General features: G+C 56.3%; 10 protein-coding genes. 2 read left to right on the plus strand and 8 right to left on the minus strand.

Annotated features, from left to right (window positions below):
- Positions 1-166 precede the first annotated feature (166 nt).
- Genes JJB07_RS15930 through JJB07_RS15940 form a run of 3 tightly spaced genes read right to left on the minus strand, consistent with a single transcriptional unit; the run spans position 167 to position 6,842 of the window.
- The gene (locus JJB07_RS15930) at positions 167-3,022 is read right to left on the minus strand and encodes an adenylate/guanylate cyclase domain-containing protein (protein WP_201636762.1); all 2,856 of its coding nucleotides are present in this window, start codon (positions 3,020-3,022) and stop codon (positions 167-169) included.
- Positions 3,019-5,103, minus strand: coding sequence for a stalk domain-containing protein (locus tag JJB07_RS24420; protein ID WP_201636765.1), 2,085 nt, complete (start codon positions 5,101-5,103; stop codon positions 3,019-3,021). The genes JJB07_RS15930 and JJB07_RS24420 overlap by 4 nt, the downstream gene beginning before the upstream one ends.
- Before the next feature lie 23 nt (positions 5,104-5,126).
- Positions 5,127-6,842, minus strand: a complete 1,716-nt coding sequence (locus JJB07_RS15940; RefSeq protein ID WP_201636767.1) for a TolC family protein — start codon at positions 6,840-6,842, stop codon at positions 5,127-5,129.
- 122 nt (positions 6,843-6,964) lie between these two features.
- Between JJB07_RS15940 and JJB07_RS15945 the strand changes: the two genes are divergently transcribed.
- Entirely contained in the window at positions 6,965-7,351 is a 387-nt protein-coding gene (locus tag JJB07_RS15945) for a DUF4280 domain-containing protein (protein ID WP_201636769.1), read from the plus strand.
- Positions 7,352-8,941: an MORN repeat-containing protein gene (locus tag JJB07_RS15950; RefSeq protein ID WP_201636771.1), complete on the plus strand. Its 1,590-nt coding sequence runs from the start codon at positions 7,352-7,354 to the stop codon at positions 8,939-8,941.
- 106 nt (positions 8,942-9,047) lie between these two features.
- Here JJB07_RS15950 and JJB07_RS15955 read toward each other — a convergent pair whose 3' ends face one another.
- Genes JJB07_RS15955 through JJB07_RS15975 form a run of 5 tightly spaced genes read right to left on the minus strand, consistent with a single transcriptional unit; the run spans position 9,048 to position 18,808 of the window.
- Entirely contained in the window at positions 9,048-9,647 is a 600-nt protein-coding gene (locus JJB07_RS15955) for an eCIS core domain-containing protein (RefSeq protein WP_201636773.1), read from the minus strand.
- A 15-nt stretch (positions 9,648-9,662) separates the two neighbouring features.
- A complete protein-coding gene (locus JJB07_RS15960) occupies positions 9,663-11,336 on the minus strand; it encodes a hypothetical protein (protein WP_201636775.1) in 1,674 nt (557 codons plus the stop codon).
- Positions 11,337-11,358: 22 nt separating this feature from the next.
- Complete coding sequence (locus tag JJB07_RS15965; protein WP_201636777.1) at positions 11,359-13,464, minus strand: phage tail protein; 2,106 nt, start codon at positions 13,462-13,464, stop codon at positions 11,359-11,361.
- Positions 13,465-13,483: 19 nt separating this feature from the next.
- The gene (locus tag JJB07_RS15970) at positions 13,484-15,730 is read right to left on the minus strand and encodes a putative baseplate assembly protein (RefSeq protein WP_201636779.1); all 2,247 of its coding nucleotides are present in this window, start codon (positions 15,728-15,730) and stop codon (positions 13,484-13,486) included.
- Between the two features lie 24 nt (positions 15,731-15,754).
- Entirely contained in the window at positions 15,755-18,808 is a 3,054-nt protein-coding gene (locus JJB07_RS15975) for a putative baseplate assembly protein (protein WP_201636781.1), read from the minus strand.
- Positions 18,809-18,827 lie beyond the last annotated feature (19 nt).

An 18,827-nucleotide genomic window follows, 5' to 3' on the forward strand; every position in this document is an offset into this window, starting at 1 on the left:
TGTACCGCCTCACTTCGTGATAGTCAAAACAAGTAGTCAAAAAAAGTCACTCGTCTAACCATTGTATCACAGCACAGCTTTTCCTTTCCATCCCTTTTCCTTAGTCGTTAGTGTGTACAAAAAAAGGAAGAAAGCCGCAGGGCCTCTTCCTTTTTCTTGAAAACTTTTACTCATTGAACGTGACCGACAACGAGCCGTCCCAATCGAGGGCGACACCGGTGCGGTAGAACTCGTCACTTTGATAGAAATACAAGCGCGCAATCAAGTCGTGCGGATTGCGGCGCATCACTTCCACGAATCGTTCGCGGGCGTCGTAGAAGCGACCGTGTTTGAAGAACGTAACGCCCTCTTCAAACAGCGGCTTCGTTTCAGACTTCAGCAAACGAGTGGCTTGATCGTCCGCTTCAAACACATCGTAAAGCTCCAGCGTCCGCCCTTCGAGAGAGATCTTGCCGATGTTGCGGGCCGGAACACGATGGGTCGCGTCTCCCTCTTCATACGTGGACTTGGTGGTCAACAGGGTGACTTTGAAGTGCTCGGTCAATTGCTCCAACGTGCCTGTCAAAATCACTTGGTCGGAAATCAGAGAGGAGTCCAAACGATCATCCGCCCCGATGACGCCGAGCGTGATGTCGCCGGTGTGGATGCCGATGCCGACCGGAACTTCGAGTCGGCGGCACATGCCGACGGCTGCCGCATACGCGTCTGCAGGCTGCTTCGGGAACAAAGCGACGACACCTGCTTCAAGGAACTTGGCAATCATGCCCCCGTGCTCCGCCACTTCCTTGGAAACGTGTGCGAGGAAGCGGTTGTTGATCAGATCGTAAGTCTCTTGCGGGTCGTTGTTGACCCCTTGGCGGAAGTCGTGAATGTTGATCACGAGCACCGACATGTGCTCCAAGATCTTCTGATCTCCAAGGTCGAGCGAGGTGATGTCTTTGCCCAGATACAACTCGAGATTTTCCGGGAAATAGCGTTTGTAGGCGTCGCGCAATTGTTTCGTCTGCTCGATGCTCTCTTGAATCGAAGCGGCCATTTCATTAAATTGTCGGCCCAACTCCCCGACTTGGTCTTGGGAATGATCTTCAATCCAGAAGCTTCGCTTCTCCTCCGGGTTGGCCCGCAGGATGGAAACACTTTCCTGCAGACGAGTGATTCGTCGAAGTTGCAACCACGTCACCAGCAGGACGACACCGAGAATCAAGATCGTGAACCCGGTCACGATCATGATCGTGATCAAGCGCTCTTCGAGAATTTGCTGGTCGTAGCTGTACATGTTCACGCCCGCTTCAAATACGCCGACCATCTTGGTTTTGTCCTTGTCAAACAGCGGCCCCAGTGCGAACAGCCAGGTGCCGTTCTCATCTTGGGAGGTACAAGTGACGACATTGTGATTTTGCAGGTGTGTGACGAGTTGGACATCGTTGACGTCTTCGTAAGCGCCCAACTCGGGGTCTAGAATTTTGCAACTACTCAAGTCACCGGTGTTGGTGGTCAAGGGGAACGAATCGAACATTTTGACGTCGTTGTCGTCTTCGAAGACGCTGTACGCTCGGTCGTCTTTGACTTTGTGAACCATGAGGTAGTAGCGACCGTCGCGTTCTTCGGAATGCACATCGGCGAACAATGCTTGATATCCGATGCCCATGAAATCGAGCGGGGATTGGATTTTTTGCAATTCCTCCGCATGCACGAGGTTTTGCGCGTCTTTGACCACGTATTCCATAGAATGACGTACTTCTGTGTCTGTAATCGCGCTGAGCTTGATTTGGATGATAAAGGACAGTCCAATCATACAGACCGCAATGAGCGGGAAGAGGATGAACACCTGTTTGAGCAGGATCGACTTCGGCATGATGTCCATGTAGAGCGTCTTGCAAAGCCAGATGAACAGCAGGACGAGCAGTGCAAGTCCCGCCCAGTACAGCCATTGCTTGATTTGAATGTTGGTGGAGTAGTCCAACGTACGGACTTGAGACCCATCCGCACTGACCACCAAGACATGGTCGTTGAAGATCACGAACTGCGTACCGTCCGGTGCGACGGTGAGTTTTTCAAACGAAACGTCTGCATTGGACGCACTCTGTTCCGACTTCCCGAGTTTTTGTTGCGCTTGTTCGACGGTCAAGATCGTCTGGACGCCTTCGGGTGCTTGCGGGTCCAACTGTTTGATGCTCTTGCCGTAGGGGTCGAGGAACCAGACTCGGTTCTGCGCATCGCGTTGGATGCTCTCGGCATACACTTCATCTCCGACGCTCGGGGTGGTCAACGGATAGAGCTTCACACCGCCCCGCTTGTAGATCGTCCCTTGCATCGTCGAATAGGTCAGGTCGTCCGGTTTGGAGCCCAGCACTTCTGAGAGGTAGAGGTTCGACGGAATGTCCATCTGGTAGAGCGTTTTGAACTTGTGAATGCTCTCGTCGTAGGAATTCCATTTGAGCACCCCTTGTTCCAACGCGAGGAACGTAAAGCGACCTTTGCGCATCTGCAAAGCTTTGACGGTGCCGGAGCGCAAGGCTCCGTTTTTCTTGCTGTCGTATTTCTGAATGTACACGCCCCAGTCCGAATCGAGGTTGCCTTCCGCCGTGTAGTGGCAGAGCACTTCGTATTTCAAGGTCAGAGCTTTCTCATCCATGACTTGCACCAAGGCGTAGAGTCCGCCGTTGTCCTCAGAAACGGCGTTTCCGAACCTCAGGTAGTACTTGTTGGCATCTTGAATCTTGCTCGAATCGAACGTATCCGGCGAGTCCAACGTCGGAGTCAACGCCGCCAAATCGCCGATCTCCGGAGCGTCGATGTCATACTTCCACGTACCTCCGCGGTCGTACTTGACCAACTCGCGCTTGGAATTCTCAATCACGTAGAGCCAGTTGGCATCCGAGATGACTCGGGTCGGGTTATTTAAGGTAACTTGGCTCTCAAACGGCTTGGTGTTGAGGAAGTCGTTCTCAATCCACAGCCCGTACGAAAGCCCTGCCATCACCAGCAAAAGCACGATCACGCGCCAAACATATCGTTTCATGGCGTCACCTCCACAGGCAGACCTTTGACATCAATCGTTTCGGTCGGTTCATCCCAAGCCACATCGAACCCGAACGCTTCAACCAGCAGTCGAAGCGGTACATACGTCCGCTGTGCCAAGAGCACCGGCGCGACGTCAATCGTTTTGGCTTCCCCGTTGACTTGGTACGCCGTCTTGCCAATCCAAGCTACGACGGTTCGACCCTGATACTCCACACGCACCATCTGTTCGCCATCGTCCCAAAAGACTTGCGCACCAAAACCTTCAAGCAACGTGCGGATCGGAACCATCGTCGTCCCGTTGACTCGCAGGAGCGGCGCCGCCAGTTTGAAGTTGATGGAGTTGGAAATCAAGTGCTCGACGGGCAAGATCTCGTGAGGTTCCTGACCGAGTTGTTTGTCCACTTCCACTGCCAACTGTGCAACTGCATCCAATTCCGGCTGTGTGTAACGGCCCTTCTCGACTCCTTCAATGGTCTCGATGGTCTGCTTGTGTAGATCGACAAGCGCCGGGCTCGGTTGCGTCTGTTGCGATTGTACGGCCTGTACGCTCTCCGCTTCGTATTTCTGTAAAAAAAGCGGCGCTTTCGTCGCATCGACCTCCCGCCGCTTTGCCTCGAGAAGCAACGGTTGCAAGTTGGCGGCGGCGGTTTGGTTTTCCTCGGCTTGGTAGGTGTCGATCATCCCTTGCAAAAAGTCGATGTCCTCTTGGGCCAGTGTTGCGGCGTCTGTCAGGCTTTGCTGTTCGGCGTTCAACTGAGCTTGCGTTTTGACGAGTTGGACGAGCAAATCTCCGGACGGGCTCTGCCCTTGCGGAACTTGCTTGAGTTGCGCTTGGAGGGTCGCCAACGTGGTTTGCAACGCCTCGATCCGCGATTGCCTGTCCGTCTGACGCAAAGCATCGCGCTTGGCGTTGTTGTCGGTGAGTTGAGCGAAAAGCAAGTTTGCAAGCTCCACTTGACCTGTCAGTTTTGCGTTTTCCTGGATCTTGCGAAGTTTGAGGTTCTGCGCTTTCAGAGCGGTCTGGGTCGCTGTGTGAGATGCTTGTTGCAGACTGTCTTGCTCCTTGGGATCGGTCGTCAGCGCAAGTTGCTGTTGAAGCAACGCTTGACGAATGTCTTCTAGAGCAGCAGCGGCCGTTGCGACTTGCAGGAGCAAATCGGTCGCTTTTTTCGTCTGGGAGGTGGCGACGGCCGATTGCAAGTCTTTGAGTTTGCCGGTGAGATCGTCATCGGCCGTTTTGAGGTCTGCCGTTTTGATCTGAACGTCAAACTTCTGCAATTGAGCGGTCAAATCTTGAATCTGAGCGGTCAACGCGGCGATCTGCTGGGTGTCGCCGGAGCTCTGGGCGGCGGCGAGGTCCAATTTCGCGGCATCGAGGTTGTTTTGCAGGGTCTGACGCTGTGTTTGCTGAGCTTTCTGCAAATCGGTGGAGACGGCGGAGGCCGGGTCGGCTTGACGATCCAAGGCTTGCATGGCTTGCGTATCCTGTCCGTTCTGCACAGCGGTCAGGAAATCGAGTTGCGCTTGCAAACTTGCCGCGTCCAGTGCGATCTGAGAAAGTTGCGAGTCTGCGGCGCTGTCGGCTTCTTGCTTTTTCGCCTCCAGGTCGGTTTTGGCGGTCTCAATCGCGGCTTGTAAATCAGCCGGGGAGAGGAAGCTGACGACATGCGGTTTCCCTTCTTGCAGAGTGATCCAGAACGTGATCTGCAAGTTGTCGATGTCATCGAAGGAGACGGGGGCGCTTTTTCCGTCGTTGTTTTTGAAAAGGGCGCTGATGTCGGTCGCCTTGCCGATGTTCATCCACGAGCCTTTGGCGAATTCGGACCTGTAGTAGACCCCTTGGTCTGACGGTTCCATCGTCGCTTTGGCAGCGGTGAAAACCGATTGAGAGAGGGCTTCTGTTTGCACGAGATAGGTGCCGATCAACAGCGTGCCGGGAGGAATCGATGCGGCGGCCGGGCGGGTGACCGTAGCCTCGGCTGCGACGGCAGACAACGGGTGCGGCATGCCGGTCGTGGTCACGAGAACAGAAGCCAGCATGAGTTTGAGTACAAGTTGTCTCGAAGGACGGGTGGGCACAGCGATGGCTCCTCTCAGTTAAGTCAGGAATCAGGAGATTCCGTTAATTGTCCAGACGGTGCATAGCCGCTCAAGTCTGTGACGGCGATCTGTTTGTCTCCGGCGTAGAGCACCACTTGCAAAAGGCTCGGGTCTTGGAAGACGAGGTCGAGGTGTGTGATCCCCCCGTTGATCGGAGTCTTGTCTCCGATCAGTTGACCCCCTTGTTTCAATCGCAAAGCAAAATGAGTGGCTGTCGCTCCATCCGCCAATTTCAGTTTGAAAGAGCTGGTCATGCCCTTGGCCACCGGTTCCAATTGCCAGAGACCGAGCGACTTCGGTGCGGGAGGTTGCGGTTTGAACGCCTCTGTACCTGTCTCCGCTGCTGTTTTCGGGATGCCTGAGGCGTACGGAAGCGTCCCTCCGGCGGCGAGATTTAAGGTGGAGAGCGAGGACTTGTAGGCGATGTAGCTGGAGAGTGTCGCCATCTGCGCTTGCTCGTAGGCTCCTTGCAACTTGTCCACATCGTCTTGGGTGAGTTGACCGAATTTGATCTTGCCTTTGGCGCTCTCAACGGTTTCCTTGGCGGTGGCTTCTGCTTTCAGTGCGAGGAGATAGCCCGCTTCGGCTTGCTTGGCGGTCAAGTACGTGGATTTGATCTTCGCAGCCAGTTTGTTGCGAGTGTCCGCTTCCTTGAGTTTGGCTTTGTCCAAATCGAGCAACGCCATCGGCAAGGAACTGGAAAGGTCTTCGAAATAACGGTCGTCTTGGTACTCGCCTTGGAGTTCGACTTTGTCCACGATCTTAATAAAAGGAAACGAGAGAGCGAGCACGAGTGCTTTTCCCTTCCATTTATTTTTGAGCGAGAGAATCATCGAGTCGTACTGCGAGAGAAACGAATTGTAGTCGGGGGCTTTCGGTGATTGATACATAGACGCGAGCAACGAGGTCGCTTGCGTGCCGAATTTGTTCTGGTAGAGGCCGCGGATGATGTTGGCTTTGGTCTGCGCCATGTTGGTGGCTTCGGTGTCTTGGAAGAGATCGAAGTCGGATGATTTCGCAGACTCATAGAGTTTCCACATGGTGTCTTGCGTGAGATTTGCGTAGACGCGCGGCAGTTCAAACCGATAGTCTCCGTCGAGGTCCTTGCCAAGCAGTTGTCCGAGCGCGAGACGGCCTGACTTGAAGGACAGCTGGGCGGTTTGCAGGTTGGTCTGCGTTTGCACCACGAGGGCGTCTGCCGCGGTGACATCGTCAGCTGTGGCATACCCGAACTTTTGCTTGGCCCGCAGGTCCTTGGCTTTCTGCTCCGCTTTTTGCAGAGCGGCCGTTGCGTTGTCTACGCCAACTTGTTGCTGGTAGGCGGTCATATACGCTTGTTCCGTCTGGACTTGGGTCTGACGGACTTTGTCGTCGAGTTGGTGTTGGAGTTTTTTCTTGTTCAGCATGGCTTGCGGGACTTTGAGCCCGAGGTCGATGTCTCGGCTCATGCTGTGTTCTTTGGCTTTGTTGGAGTTGTCTTTCTCGTCTTGGTTGCGAAGAGTCTGGTAGGCTTGGGCGAGGTCGAAGTCGGCCTGCGTGAGCTGGACGTTTTTCATCGTCGTAATCTCTGCACTGGCGTCCACACTGTTGCGAATCGCGTCAGATAACGAGATCTCTTCCGAAGCATACGCCGAGCTCGCCGAACCCAGTTGTTGGAAGGTCAGAACGCCTAGCATGACGAGGTGAAAGACAGTCGACGGACGGCGTTTTTTCAACAATTTGGTTCCTCTCCTTTAAAACTCATTTCAAGTCAATCTTACTATAGTTTCAGGGATTGTGGTACAGTTAGAGAGTAGGTTCTAGAGTCTGATTTGGAACACAAATGAAGGGGAGAGAAGAGATGGGTATCGGAGTATGCGGAGGAGCGCAAATGCAGTGCAGTTTTGGCACGGCTCCCGCGAATTTGATGGTGCTCCCGGCAAATCGTTGTGTCACGTCGCAACCTCTTGCGACGATTATGGATAATAAACCGATGGTCAACATCTTGCCGTTTGCGATGTGCCAGTCGATGGCAAATCCGGCGGTGGCTTCCGCGACAGCAGCGGCGATGGGGGCGTTGACTCCTATGCCCTGTGTGCCGGTGACGGCTGCTCCTTGGGCGCCCGGCGCACCAACTGTACAGATCGGCAATTTCCCAGCCCTCAATAACTCTTCGAAATTAATGTGCAACTGGGGCGGCGTGATCCAACTCACGAACCCCGGTCAGCAAACCATACAGGTACCGTAGATGAAAACACTGAAAGCCATAATCGACTGGGTGAAAAAACTTCCCGACCTCTTTAAAAAGGGCAAAGAATCCGTCGAGGAAAAATGGGGACCGGAGCATTCGATCACTCAATATGTGAAGTTCGGACGCCGCTACTTTTCGAAGCGTTTGGTTGTGGTCGTTTGTCTGCTGATCGTCATCGTCCCGCTCTACCTCTATCTGCGCCCTCCTGCTCTGCTTGCCAATTGGCTGGGCTGGCCGACGACATTGCTTGAGGGAAGCAAGCAAGCGATGGCGTTTCAAGGCTTGGGCAAGTTGATCACCGAAGAAGGCGACCTGCACTACGTCGGGCAAGTAGTGAAGGGCGTCTACGAAGGCAAAGGCAAGCTCTACAACGCCAAGGAAGTCCTGATCTACGACGGTGATTTCAAAAAAGGCCTCCCCAACGGGACCGGCACGCAATACAACGGCATGAGTCAACTGCTCTACCAAGGCGAGTTCAAGGACGGGATGTTTAACGGCCAGGGACAGGCCTTCCATACGAGCGGCAAGATGCGCTATGACGGCGAGTTCAAGAACGGCAAGATGCAGGGGGCGGGCACGAAGTATTACGTGACCGGGCAAATTCAGTACACCGGAGAATTTGTCAACGATGACTACGCGGGCAAAGGGACGCTGTATGACATCAACGGCAAAGTCCAATATGACGGACAGTTTCTCAACGGCAAGTACGAGGGTGAAGGGAAACTGTTCAACGACCAGAATCAATTGGTCTATGCAGGTCTGTTCGCCGCTGGGTCGTACAGTGGGGCCGGGAAGTTGTACGGTTCCAATGGCAAGCCGGTCTATGACGGCACCTTCCAAAACGGGGAGTACTCCGGAGCCGGGACAGAGTTCTACACCGATGGTACGTTGAAGTACAAGGGCGATTTCTCGGCAGGCAAGTACCAAGGCGACGGCAAGTTGTTCTCTGCAACGGGCAAACCTGCGTATACGGGCGCTTTTGTGAACGGAAAGTTCGATGGCGATGGACAGAAATTCGACGCCAAGGGGTCGCCTTTGTACAAGGGCCAATTCAAGTCGGGCTTGGAAGACGGCAAAGGTGAGCGCTATGATGCGAAGGGCACGACTGTGTACAAAGGCTTTTTCCAACGGGGGCGCATTTACTACCCCGGCTTCCTCGGGCTGGCTCCGAAAGCGGTGGAGGAATTGTTGGAGAAGCCGACCGATACGACGGTGGATTCGACCTCAAGTTCGCCGAAGATGGCGATGTTGTATGACAAATACAAGATGACGTTCCAATTGGAGATGTCCAAAGCGAATGACAAGGACTCCCTCGTCACCTCCGTTGAGGTGTGGAACGAAAGCGGACTGCAAGACATCGACGCGATTGTAAAAGGGATCGACACCGTTCCCGCCGCTGATGAGGACGACAAACCCGGCAGCACGGACAGCGCAGACACTCCGAAGGGCGAAACCACTGACAACAAACCGACAAAAGTTCGTCAAGACGGCAACGTCACCGTGTTCCGGGTCGGCGATGCCATGTACTACTGCTACTACAACGGAGACAAACTGTTGCGCGCGATGGTTGCGCCGGCTGCTAAGTAAGGTACTTGCACCCAAAAAACCACCTGCTTCCACAGGGGTCGGTCATGCACAAAAAACCACCTGCTCCCTTTGGAGAGGTGGTTTTTTAGTGTGGTTTGGAGCGGGTTTAGTCTTCCTGTTCTTCGAGCTTGGTCTGAGCAGCAACTCGACCCTGTTGGTCGGCTTCGCGTTCGAGAGAGACGTCATCGTTGACGGGCAGACCTCCGACTTCGGTGGTCGGTTGAACGCGCCCTTGGCGTTGTTGGACGACATGGGCGAGTTCGTGACCGAGCAGTTCTTGACCCGATTGGCTGTGCGGTTCAAACTTGCCCTGCGCAAAGTGGATGTCATTACCCTGTGCATACGCGAGCGCTCCCACATCGGACGCTTGGGAGCCGACATGGATGTTGACGTCGGAGAAGTCCGTTTGGAACGCGTTCTCCATCTTGGCCTGCACTTCCTCCGGCATCTTGCTCCCCCCGCCTGTGGAACGTTGTACAGTCTGGGCGGGGTCCACTTTGAGCTGCAGTTCTTCCTCCTCATCCGGCGCCGCGCGCTGGGCGGTCTTGCGCTGCAGGAAACGGGCGGTCGCTTGGTTGCCATACGCGCGTTGCATTTGCAAGAGCGCCGACGGTACGGGAGACGACGAGGCCGGGACGGACCTCGACGTTTTTTGCTGGGAAACCGAAGATGTTGTGCCTTTGGCTTGTCTCGGTGCTTTTGACAAGGGGATCTCCTCCTCTTAGTCTTGCGAAGGATTCGGTTCGTCAGTGCTGCCCGCAGCGGCTTCCCACTTCGGTTGCACCGCTTCATACGTCGACTTGGCTTCGTCCGCCTTGGTCGCCCACCAGTGGATGCGAAGTTTTCCAAGTTCTGTAGGCTGTTGCAACTTCACGCCCACTCGGAACGTACCGCGGTTCGGGTAGACCAGCGTACCCAACGTATGCTTGGGCAGTTCCGTCGCAAATTCGGTATCGCGGAAGATATCCGCATCTCCATAGACCTGCGTCTGAGCGTCCGCCAACAAGCTCTCGTTCGCTTCCACACCCACGGTGATCAGCACTTGGCCCGCTCCCAATCCATGTGCAATCTCGTCCGTGACGTAGCTGCGTTCCGCTTTGCCGAAGAGACCGGGCTTGTTTTTCTCAATCAAGAACAGGTCGAGCCAGCCGGACGCCGTGGTCTTCGGCAGTTCAGGCTGTTTTGGCTCCGGAAGTCCGAGCGAGAATTTCAGCACGCGATTGACACGGTCGTAGTTCACATCCAAGTGCGGCGGTTGTTCCGCCGGAAGGGTCACTGTCTCCGCTTGTACATCGAGGATGCCATCCGACCCGACACCACCGCTCCCTTGTGCGCCAAGGTTGAACAGCAGCGAGGAATTGTGGACTTGCTCGAAGAACGGCACCGGCACGATGGAATCGACCTTGTACGACGCCCCCCACGGTTGGAGATGGATCTGCGCCAGGTACAGGCATTGGTCGTTCGGAGACGTCAGGACGTCTTCGAGTGCGCGCGCACAGGACTTTTGCAAAAGTTGGTCTGCAACCGGCTCGTTGGAAACTTCGAAGACATGCTTGGCAGACCGCGTCACAGACACTTCGTTGCCCGCCAGGAAAAGTTTCACGTTGGACGGCTTGATTGTAACGCTTCCGTTCGCCTGCCCCGGTTCGGGCTGCAGGGCGCGCAGGGTGTAGCTGTATGTCACATTGTATTCTTCGCTGTCAAACTCCTTCTCGAAAACCAAGATGTCGCCTTGTTGATTTTTGTCATCCAGTACACAACCCTCTGTCGTGACACTCAACTCCAGGCGGACATGGCGTTGTTGCGAGATGCGCTGGATCAGCAGTTTGGCCTCGAAGCGGTCGCCCGCCTGAGCCACTTGCGGCACTTGGTGCAAGATTCGCACGTCGCGGTCTTCATGGAGGACCGTCGTCGTCGAAGCGAGGTTCGTCGCCTCAAACTGCTGAATCGGCGGGGCGTCCTCCTTGATAAACAACTGGTAGCCTTCCACCAGACGGTTGTATTCGCTGACTTCTTCCTTGCGTCCCGTGCCTGCGACAGAATGCACCATCTCTTTGCCGATTTCGTCGTACTTGAGGCAGAGGTAGAGAATCTTGGCATAGTCGCCGTTGTTCTGGAAGCCCGGAACTGTGGAGAGGTCGAGCGTTTGGCGCTCTTCCACGATGATCTCGCGGCCTTGGTAATCAAAAGCGAGGCCTGCGTTGACGGTGATTTTCCGCTCTCCGGCCGGAGTGACTTGCAAGCCGGTCACGACACCGACACCATGTAGGAGACGGTTCAGAAGCCAACGCTTCTGGTTCATGTAGGTCTGCTCCGACTCGAAATCACGGACGGTCAGCAGTTTCCCATAGAAGTATCGATTGCGTTCAAACGGGTATGGACGTGAACTTTGCATGTGTGAAATCTCCTTTCCGCCGTCATTCCAATGTCGAATCCATCCCGAGACGCGTGTGCAAGCCAATTCGGCTGTTGTGGTCGACGTCTACGAGGACGGTGTGATAAGGGAGCGTGGACTTCTCGTCGAGAACGAGCAAAGTCGGCTCCTGCAAGAACGTGTTGATCCCAAGGTACGTGTGGGACCCCATGTGAATCTGAGGCTCAAGCACAACCAATTGAACGTCTGTAAAAGCGGGCCGCTCCTCCGAGAGCAACTTTTCCAGGAGCGCTCGGCTGCGGTCGTCCGGCACTGCTTCCGGCTTGACCAGCACGCTGAACCGATAGGGGTCGAGCCCGTAGAGGCGCTCCATGAGGCGACGAACTTCCGCTTTTTCGATGAGGTTTTTGTATTGAAAGAATTCGACGAGGATCGGTTTCTCCCCTGTGAAGACTTCCAGCAATTCTTGGATTCCTTCGCGTGTGCCCCGTTTTTTGTACAAATCAGGGGCGCGCTTGAGCAACGTGCGCGTCTGTTCCTCTGTCCAGCGATCATCCACCGCGATCCCCATCCACGTCGAGAGCCACTTGAGCAGGTCACCCGTCGCCGCATCGGTGTCAAAGCAGCGGGCGATGTGGTCGATCGCTTCTTCCATCTCATCGAAAAAGGTTCCGAACAGCGACAGGAACCGTTCGAGGAAATCGCGGCTTTGCGGGTCCTGCTGGTAGACGGCGGGCAAGTACTGCAAGTAAGACGTGCGCGGGTAGTATGCACGTACTTTTTTCAAAAGCGGGGTCTTGCGATCGCTCCCGCTCCACTCGATGCGAAGCCACAAGTAACGACCTTGGGCGCGAAGCAGTGCATCTCGCGGGTTGACGATCGGGCCATGCCAGAGATTGCGAGTCCGGCGTTGCTTCTCCTCCAGGCTGAAACGTTCGTCATGTAAAAAATCGTCGAGGAGCACCGTGCCCTCGTCGAGCCACACTTCCCGATGATCCGACGCGTAGTAGTAGACGCGAAGTTGGGTTTCGTCCGGCAAGTCTGCATCAAGCAGAATCTTGTGCCAAACCATCTCGGAAGTCACCGCGTCGAACGCCCGGGTGAAGTAGACACCCTCGGGTGAACCGCTCTGTCCGGGTGCGCCTTGGATGCGGGACGAGGGTTCGAGCACGGTGATGCGTTGCTCGGCTTTGTTCCACAGGTACAGGAGCTGGCGGTGTCCGTACAGCATGCGGTCCACTTGCCCTTGCATGCCGGAGACGTTTTCCAACACAGAACCGTCCTGGTTGTACACGCGAACAAAGCGGTCGTCCGGGCCTTCGGATGCCTGCTCTCGACCGTCGCTGATGTAGAGTGAGCCGCGCGGGTCGATGCCAAGCCCTGAGGGGACTCCGGGGAAGTTCAAGTCCAGATGGCGTGCGACCCCTCCCTTGCGGTGAAACACGTGCAATCTGCCCCGTCGGCCGTCCAAGAGAGACACTTCGCCCTCACCTTGCACGTTTAGGAAAAAGCGCTTGCACAGTTCGGTGAGTCGCGTCGACTCCTCTGCGCGCAACTCTTCATCGCGGTAGACGTGCTGGATGCGACCCCCCGCTCCAATTTGCAAGATGACGAATGCGGTGCCGGCGGGAACCACGCGACGGCGGCCTTCGAGCACGGTCTGCTCCGGGATGACGACGAAGACGTCCTCCACGCCGTCGGAACTCAGAGCCAACGGGCAGAGCGGTTGTCCCTGCCATTCGCGCATCTCCCAAACACTTTGGATGTTGGAGAGCGAGTAGGCGGTGATGCGCGGGTCACGAACGCGCTCTGCGACGACCAGCAGGTCATCGGTGGCGGCGAGCAAGGCATAGCGGGTGAAGAGGCGGTGCTTTCTGGGAAACAACGATTCGTAGATCGCGTTGATGTAGTCGTACATCCAAACGTTGGCGGAATGGTCCAACAACAACAACGTTCCCCCCGGCCCCAGCGTCAAGTTGGTGACCTGCGAGGTGCCTACGATTCGGTTGAGCGAGATGTCGCGCTGCCATCCATAGCGGACGGTGCGTTCCAGACGGACGCCTTCCTCTGTCAATCGCAGGTTGTAGGCTGTCCCCTGTTGCCAATCGCTCAGTTTGTTCAACGAAAAAAATGTGGTGGTTTCGTACAACAGGTCTCCCTCCTACCTCCTACAAATCGGTGCGGCTGAGCAATTGCACCGTGTGACGTCCCGAATAGACCAGTCCGTGCGGCGGCAGATGGATGTCGCCATTTCCATCCCGACGGATGCCGCGACCCTCGGCGTCCATGTACAACGACTGGATGTACTCCACGCCCGGCAATCGGTTGATCACTCCGTACACATCGCCTTTGTACACCGACCGTCCGAATTCCCACCCCTTGGTCGGATCGCGGTCATCGAGCACGTCGAGCAAACCGCTCAAGGCATCCAGCACACGTTGCGTCTGGTGTCGATAATCAGGATGCACCACAACGACGGCTTGGACCGTAATCTGCACGTACTCCGGTGCAGTCACGTGAACTTCGGTGGTCAGCAGACGATGTCGGTCGAGATGACGCTGTACGGTCTGTAAGAATCCACTGCTTGGCGTCGGGATTGCACCGTCGCTGTACGGTACCACGACAACGGTCACTTGGCCTTGCGCCTGTTCGTGGGGATCGTCTTGACCCACGCGGTACAGAGGAATGGCTTTGACTCGCGCCACTCGCAAGCCCGGTGTCGCCAAGGCGATTCGCTCGTAATCGGTAGCGGTAACGGCTCTCGTCGTCTCCCGCATCTCACGTCTCACCCGTTGCTTGGCTTCCTCCAGCGTTTCTCGCTCTTTGCCACCTGCCGCATAGAAGTGGTTGGTGACGGTCAAGGACGATGGGAACGCTTTTTCCGGGGCGAGCAACCCCGAGATGCGGTCTTGCTGCACGTTGCCGCGCAAGCCGCCTCCTGTACGGTAGGAGAGCAAGCGGAGGTTCGGCCAGGACTCTTCACGCTCAGGGATTCGACCCTGCTCATGGTTGCCGAACACGATCTCCTCGGCGTCAAGGTCGAGGAAGTAGTGTCGGTCGTCCGCTCCGGAACGCTCCAAGTCATCCACGCGCGTCCAATCCTGCCACAACCAGCTCTCGGCTCCGTCTGCACCCTTGGAAATCTTGCCGACTTGCAACAGGAATTCACTTGGCACCAACGGAGTCAGCGGAAGAGCAAAGCGTTGGTTCGGCAACCCGTTGCTCGGCCCAATCAAACGGTGGTGTTCAAAAGTTTCTCCGCAGGCGAGGATTCGGACGTTGCCCTGACCGTTTGGCGGGATGCGACCTTGAAGGCCATCGCCAAAGCGGATGTGGGTGGTTTTCTGCTCCACGTCGCGCCGGAGTTCGTAGCAGGAGTCGCGGGGGCCGCAGTCGGCCAGGTCCGCGACTTTTTTCCAATCGCGCCAGAAACCGCCCGGTTCCTGCACCTGTACATCCACTTCGCCAAAAAACGCGAGGAACTCGTCCGACACCAGTTCTAGATGTTGCGAACCATCGCTGTCAAACGAACGGACGAGGCTGTGGGTCTCTCCGTGTTCGGCGGATACGGTGTTCAATGTACACTTCTCCACCATCGGCGGCACTTCGTACCCTTCCACTTGCACGGAGCAAGCAAGCCATGCCCGCGTCAGATCGTTGGCGGGGTGGATCGTTGTCTTGCCCATCTCGCCCGGCAAGCGGAGCGTGATTCTCCCGCTCTGTGTGAGATGGTTCGTGCCGTCCACGAGATGCTCAGCCTCAAGCGGATGCCAGTTCCCGTCGGTTCCGTAGAAACTCCACGTCACTTGAGCGGAGGGCGTCACATCGGCATCGTCTGTCAGCGGATTGCGGGAAACGGCCAGATCTTCGCGCAAGTTGATCGTCAATGAGATCGGATGCCCCGCCTGAAAAGGTTGGTCAAATCCGAGGCAAAGCTGCGTGCCCTGCCACGCCTCTGCGCCAAATGCGTAATAGCCGACTCGGCCGTTGTCATTGGCAGAGGTGTAGTCGGACGAGTCGATGTCCGTTCGGACCAGCACGCGTTTGATCGAATGCGGCCAGATCCAGATGGCTTCTCTCGTTTCAAACGTCTGATCCAAAGCTTGCAACTTGGTGCCGCGGGGCAACCGCACCGGGTCTTGCACACCGCCAAACGTCACGTCCACGAGCGCTGTGGAAGCTCCTTGGAGTGCGAGGCCGAGCAGTTGAAGGAACTTCTGCTCGTTTTTGGCGGTGACTCGGTTCAAGTAATACTGTTGCATCTCCGACAGCCAAGAGAACAGTTCGACCATCGTGATCCCGGGGTCGTGTGCGTTCTCATCCGTCCACTGAGGAAGCAAGCGCGGAATGCTCTTACGGGCCTCGGCGACGATCTCCTCATAGAGGCGGTCGTCGAGATTGGGCAACTGCAACATGTGGTTCTCCCTCCTCTCTGGCGCTTACAGCAGATCGACGACGATCTGGTGCCTGCCGTTGATCACAATCCCATGTGGCAGATTCACCGCTTCTTCCGTGCGCAACTCTCGCTTTTGCCCATCTGTTACGAGGTAGACGCTCATCGAAAGCTTCTGCACGTGGTTGACCCCGTCAACCGATTTCAACAGACCATAGAGCACAGAAGGATGAATCTGTTGCCCGATCTCCCAGCCTGTTCCATCGTAATTCCCGGTGAACGGGTCGAGAAATTTGTCCAATTTCTCCACCGCTTCCCGCTCGGCCGGCACCACGCTCTCCATCGACTTGACGACCAACTCGGCAAACACGTTGATCTCCAAGTACGCAGGCTCAATGACTTCCACTCGTCCCGCAGTAGCCACCACGGTGGCGGAACGCTCGACCAAGTAGTCGGCAATCTGCCGTCTCAGTTGGGGAAAAAACGGCAGCCCCGGCCCGCCGTTGAGCGGTAGGACGGCGAGGGTGACCGAGCCGTTGTCAGGTTCCATCTCTCCGTTGTACCCCGCAAAACACTTGACTTTGGCGAGGTCGGGGTAAGCGGTTCGTGCCAACCACTCATAGTCTTGTGCTGTGACGGCGCGGTCGCGGTGACGGACGGTCTGCGGTCCGCGTCGGAGCGCTTTTGCCAGAGGTTCGGTGTCGCTTCCTCCCGCCGTCGGTTCCGGGTTGATCACGCCCTGCACGAATGCGATGGAGCGTTGCAGGCGGTGAATCGCCCCGGACGGGACGTTGCCTCGACTGCCTACGATCTTATTGGAATGCACGCGAATTCGGTCTGCTCCGCCCTCCGGCAGAGCTTTGCCGTGGCGTCCGTCGCCAAATTGAATGTGGCCCACCGTGCGGTCAATTCGATAACAACGCTCCTGCGGTCCGCTGTCTTCGAGATGGTCGATCGGTTTCCACAGCACCCACAACCGCAGCAGATAACCTCCGCCGTCGCGAACCGCATCTGTTCGCACGCCGGACTTCATCAAGTCTTCCAACTCCCGCTCTGTCACGTGGCCTGTCTCATCCACCCAGACTTCTTCGGAGAACACCGGAGCGTTCTGCAAGCGGTACTCCACTTCGGTATCGCTCACACGCACTTGCTTGGGCGTCTCGTCTCGGAGGGTCTCCTGCTGAATGACGCGCACCGTGTTGGGACGCAACGCTTGCAAGATCGGCCGTTTCAAGTCGGGCTTCGTGCTGTCATAGAGATTGTCGCGGTTTACCACGCGCAACCAATACTGATCACGGCGGAACAGCGTCTTGCGCACCATGTCGGAAGGTCCCACGAACTGCACCGTTCCACTGCGGGTGAAGTCCAACGTCTCATCGACGGTCTTCAAGGTCGCCCACTCGATACGGTCTCCGTCTTGACGAAGGTACTCCCATTCCAAGATCGGACGGTTCTGTTCCATGCCGTTCTGTTGTTGGAAGGAAAAATACAAATGCAACGGTCCCTTGAGCGGAGCTTCGTCAAAGCCCATGTAGAGGGCGGGATGTCCGCCGTCGATCGGCGCAAACGGCGTAAACACACGCGGTGGGTTGGCGGTGAGCGCAGGGGTTCCATCCGTCCACTGCATGTTGTTGTCCCCGAGAACCTTCTGCGCCGGGAAGGAGCGGTCCGGCTCATAGCGGTACTTCAAGGAGATCTTCTCCAACCACGGAGCGAGGTGAATCGGATTGGGCGTGTAGAGGTTGTCCACACTTTGCACCCGCACGCGGAGGAAGCGCTTGTAGTGACCGTTCACGAACGTCTCGGAAAAGTCATTCGGGCACCGGAAGCGCACCGTCACGTCTAATCCCTCCAACGTCGGACGGTAAAACAGTTCCTCCTGCTCCGTTCCGTTCATCAACCGCGCCCACGATTTGCCGTTCCAGTACTCCCAGACCACACTGCGAATGGAAGCGAGGTAGATTTTGGCCGGTTTGGGGATGTCCGATTCCTTCATGATCAGTTTCCACTCGACTTCGGGCTGTTCGACTGGCATCAGTTGGCGGTGGAACGTTTTCAAGTTGAACGACATCTCGACGATGCTGTCATGCTTGGAGAACGCTTCGTCGCTTGCGATGTAGAACAAACTGTACGGAGCTAAAAACTCCCCGAACGGGAAGCATCCCTCCGCGTCGGCTTGGGCGTCGTTGGCGAACAAAACATCAGGCGCGAACCCTCCGTTTCGCTGTTCATTGAGGGACTGCGTTTTCAGTCGCAAGCCGTCAATCAAAAGCGGATGCGTGCCGGATGGGTCGTCTATTGGAAGCAACCGGGCTTGGAGCCAGCGGTTTGCCTCGCCGTTCAGGTCGGTGAGGGCGAACGGGACGGAGCCTTTTTTGCTCAGCCAGAGTTGGTTTCCGTCGCCTCTCACTTCGTCGAAGAGCTGCCAACCGTCTTCGGTGAGATAGCGCCACTCGACGCGAGCCGGATCGGCGAACCACTCCCCGCTGTTCTGTTGGCGGTACGGTTCCTTGGAATTGAAAAATTGCAGTTGAATCTCGGCCGCGCCCTCGATCAACAGGAGATCGCGATGCCCGATGTAGAGGGCGTGCGACTGTTCGTTGACTCCTTGCGTGACGTCAAACAGGGCGATCGGTTCTCCGTCCTGCAACGAGTCGATGATGCGGACGATTTTGTCTTGCCGCGTGGAAACCAACACGGCGTCGGTGATACGCGCGGGTGTGGCCAACATCGTCTCTTGCGTTTGAAATACCACTTTGCCGCCGTCTTCTCCCTCGGCTGCGACTTCCGTGCCTTTAGGGATCAAGACAGGTTGCGGAGTGCCGACGCTTAGGTGAAACGTCACATAGCCCTGTGCCGGACGGGCGGTCAGTCGTTTGACGTCGAGCAGGTTGAGAAACGCGATCATATTTTTGACGGGGACGCGGTTCAAACGGTCGATGTTCTGCAGGTACATGTCTGCAAACAGGTAGAACAACGCGGTCCCCGGGTCCGGGTCGTTCGGGGAGAACCGCCAATCCGGGGTGTAGTACGGCACCATTTCTTTCATTCGCTCGATCAAATCGGGCAGGGTGCGTGGATCAATCGGGGGTGGCAGCATGCGCTCTCCCCTCCTTTCC

Source organism: Tumebacillus amylolyticus, assembly GCF_016722965.1.
Taxonomy (GTDB): domain Bacteria; phylum Bacillota; class Bacilli; order Tumebacillales; family Tumebacillaceae; genus Tumebacillus; species Tumebacillus amylolyticus.

Bases quoted from the DNA above. Each gene is read 5' to 3' on its own strand.
- JJB07_RS15930 (WP_201636762.1), bottom strand. From the start codon at position 3,022: ATGAAACGATATGTTTGGCGCGTGATCGTGCTTTTGCTGGTGATGGCA.
- JJB07_RS15945 (WP_201636769.1), top strand. From the start codon at position 6,965: ATGGGTATCGGAGTATGCGGAGGAGCGCAAATGCAGTGCAGTTTTGGC.
- JJB07_RS15950 (WP_201636771.1), top strand. From the start codon at position 7,352: ATGAAAACACTGAAAGCCATAATCGACTGGGTGAAAAAACTTCCCGAC.
- JJB07_RS15960 (WP_201636775.1), bottom strand. From the start codon at position 11,336: ATGCAAAGTTCACGTCCATACCCGTTTGAACGCAATCGATACTTCTAT.
- JJB07_RS15970 (WP_201636779.1), bottom strand. From the start codon at position 15,730: ATGTTGCAGTTGCCCAATCTCGACGACCGCCTCTATGAGGAGATCGTC.
- JJB07_RS15975 (WP_201636781.1), bottom strand. From the start codon at position 18,808: ATGCTGCCACCCCCGATTGATCCACGCACCCTGCCCGATTTGATCGAG.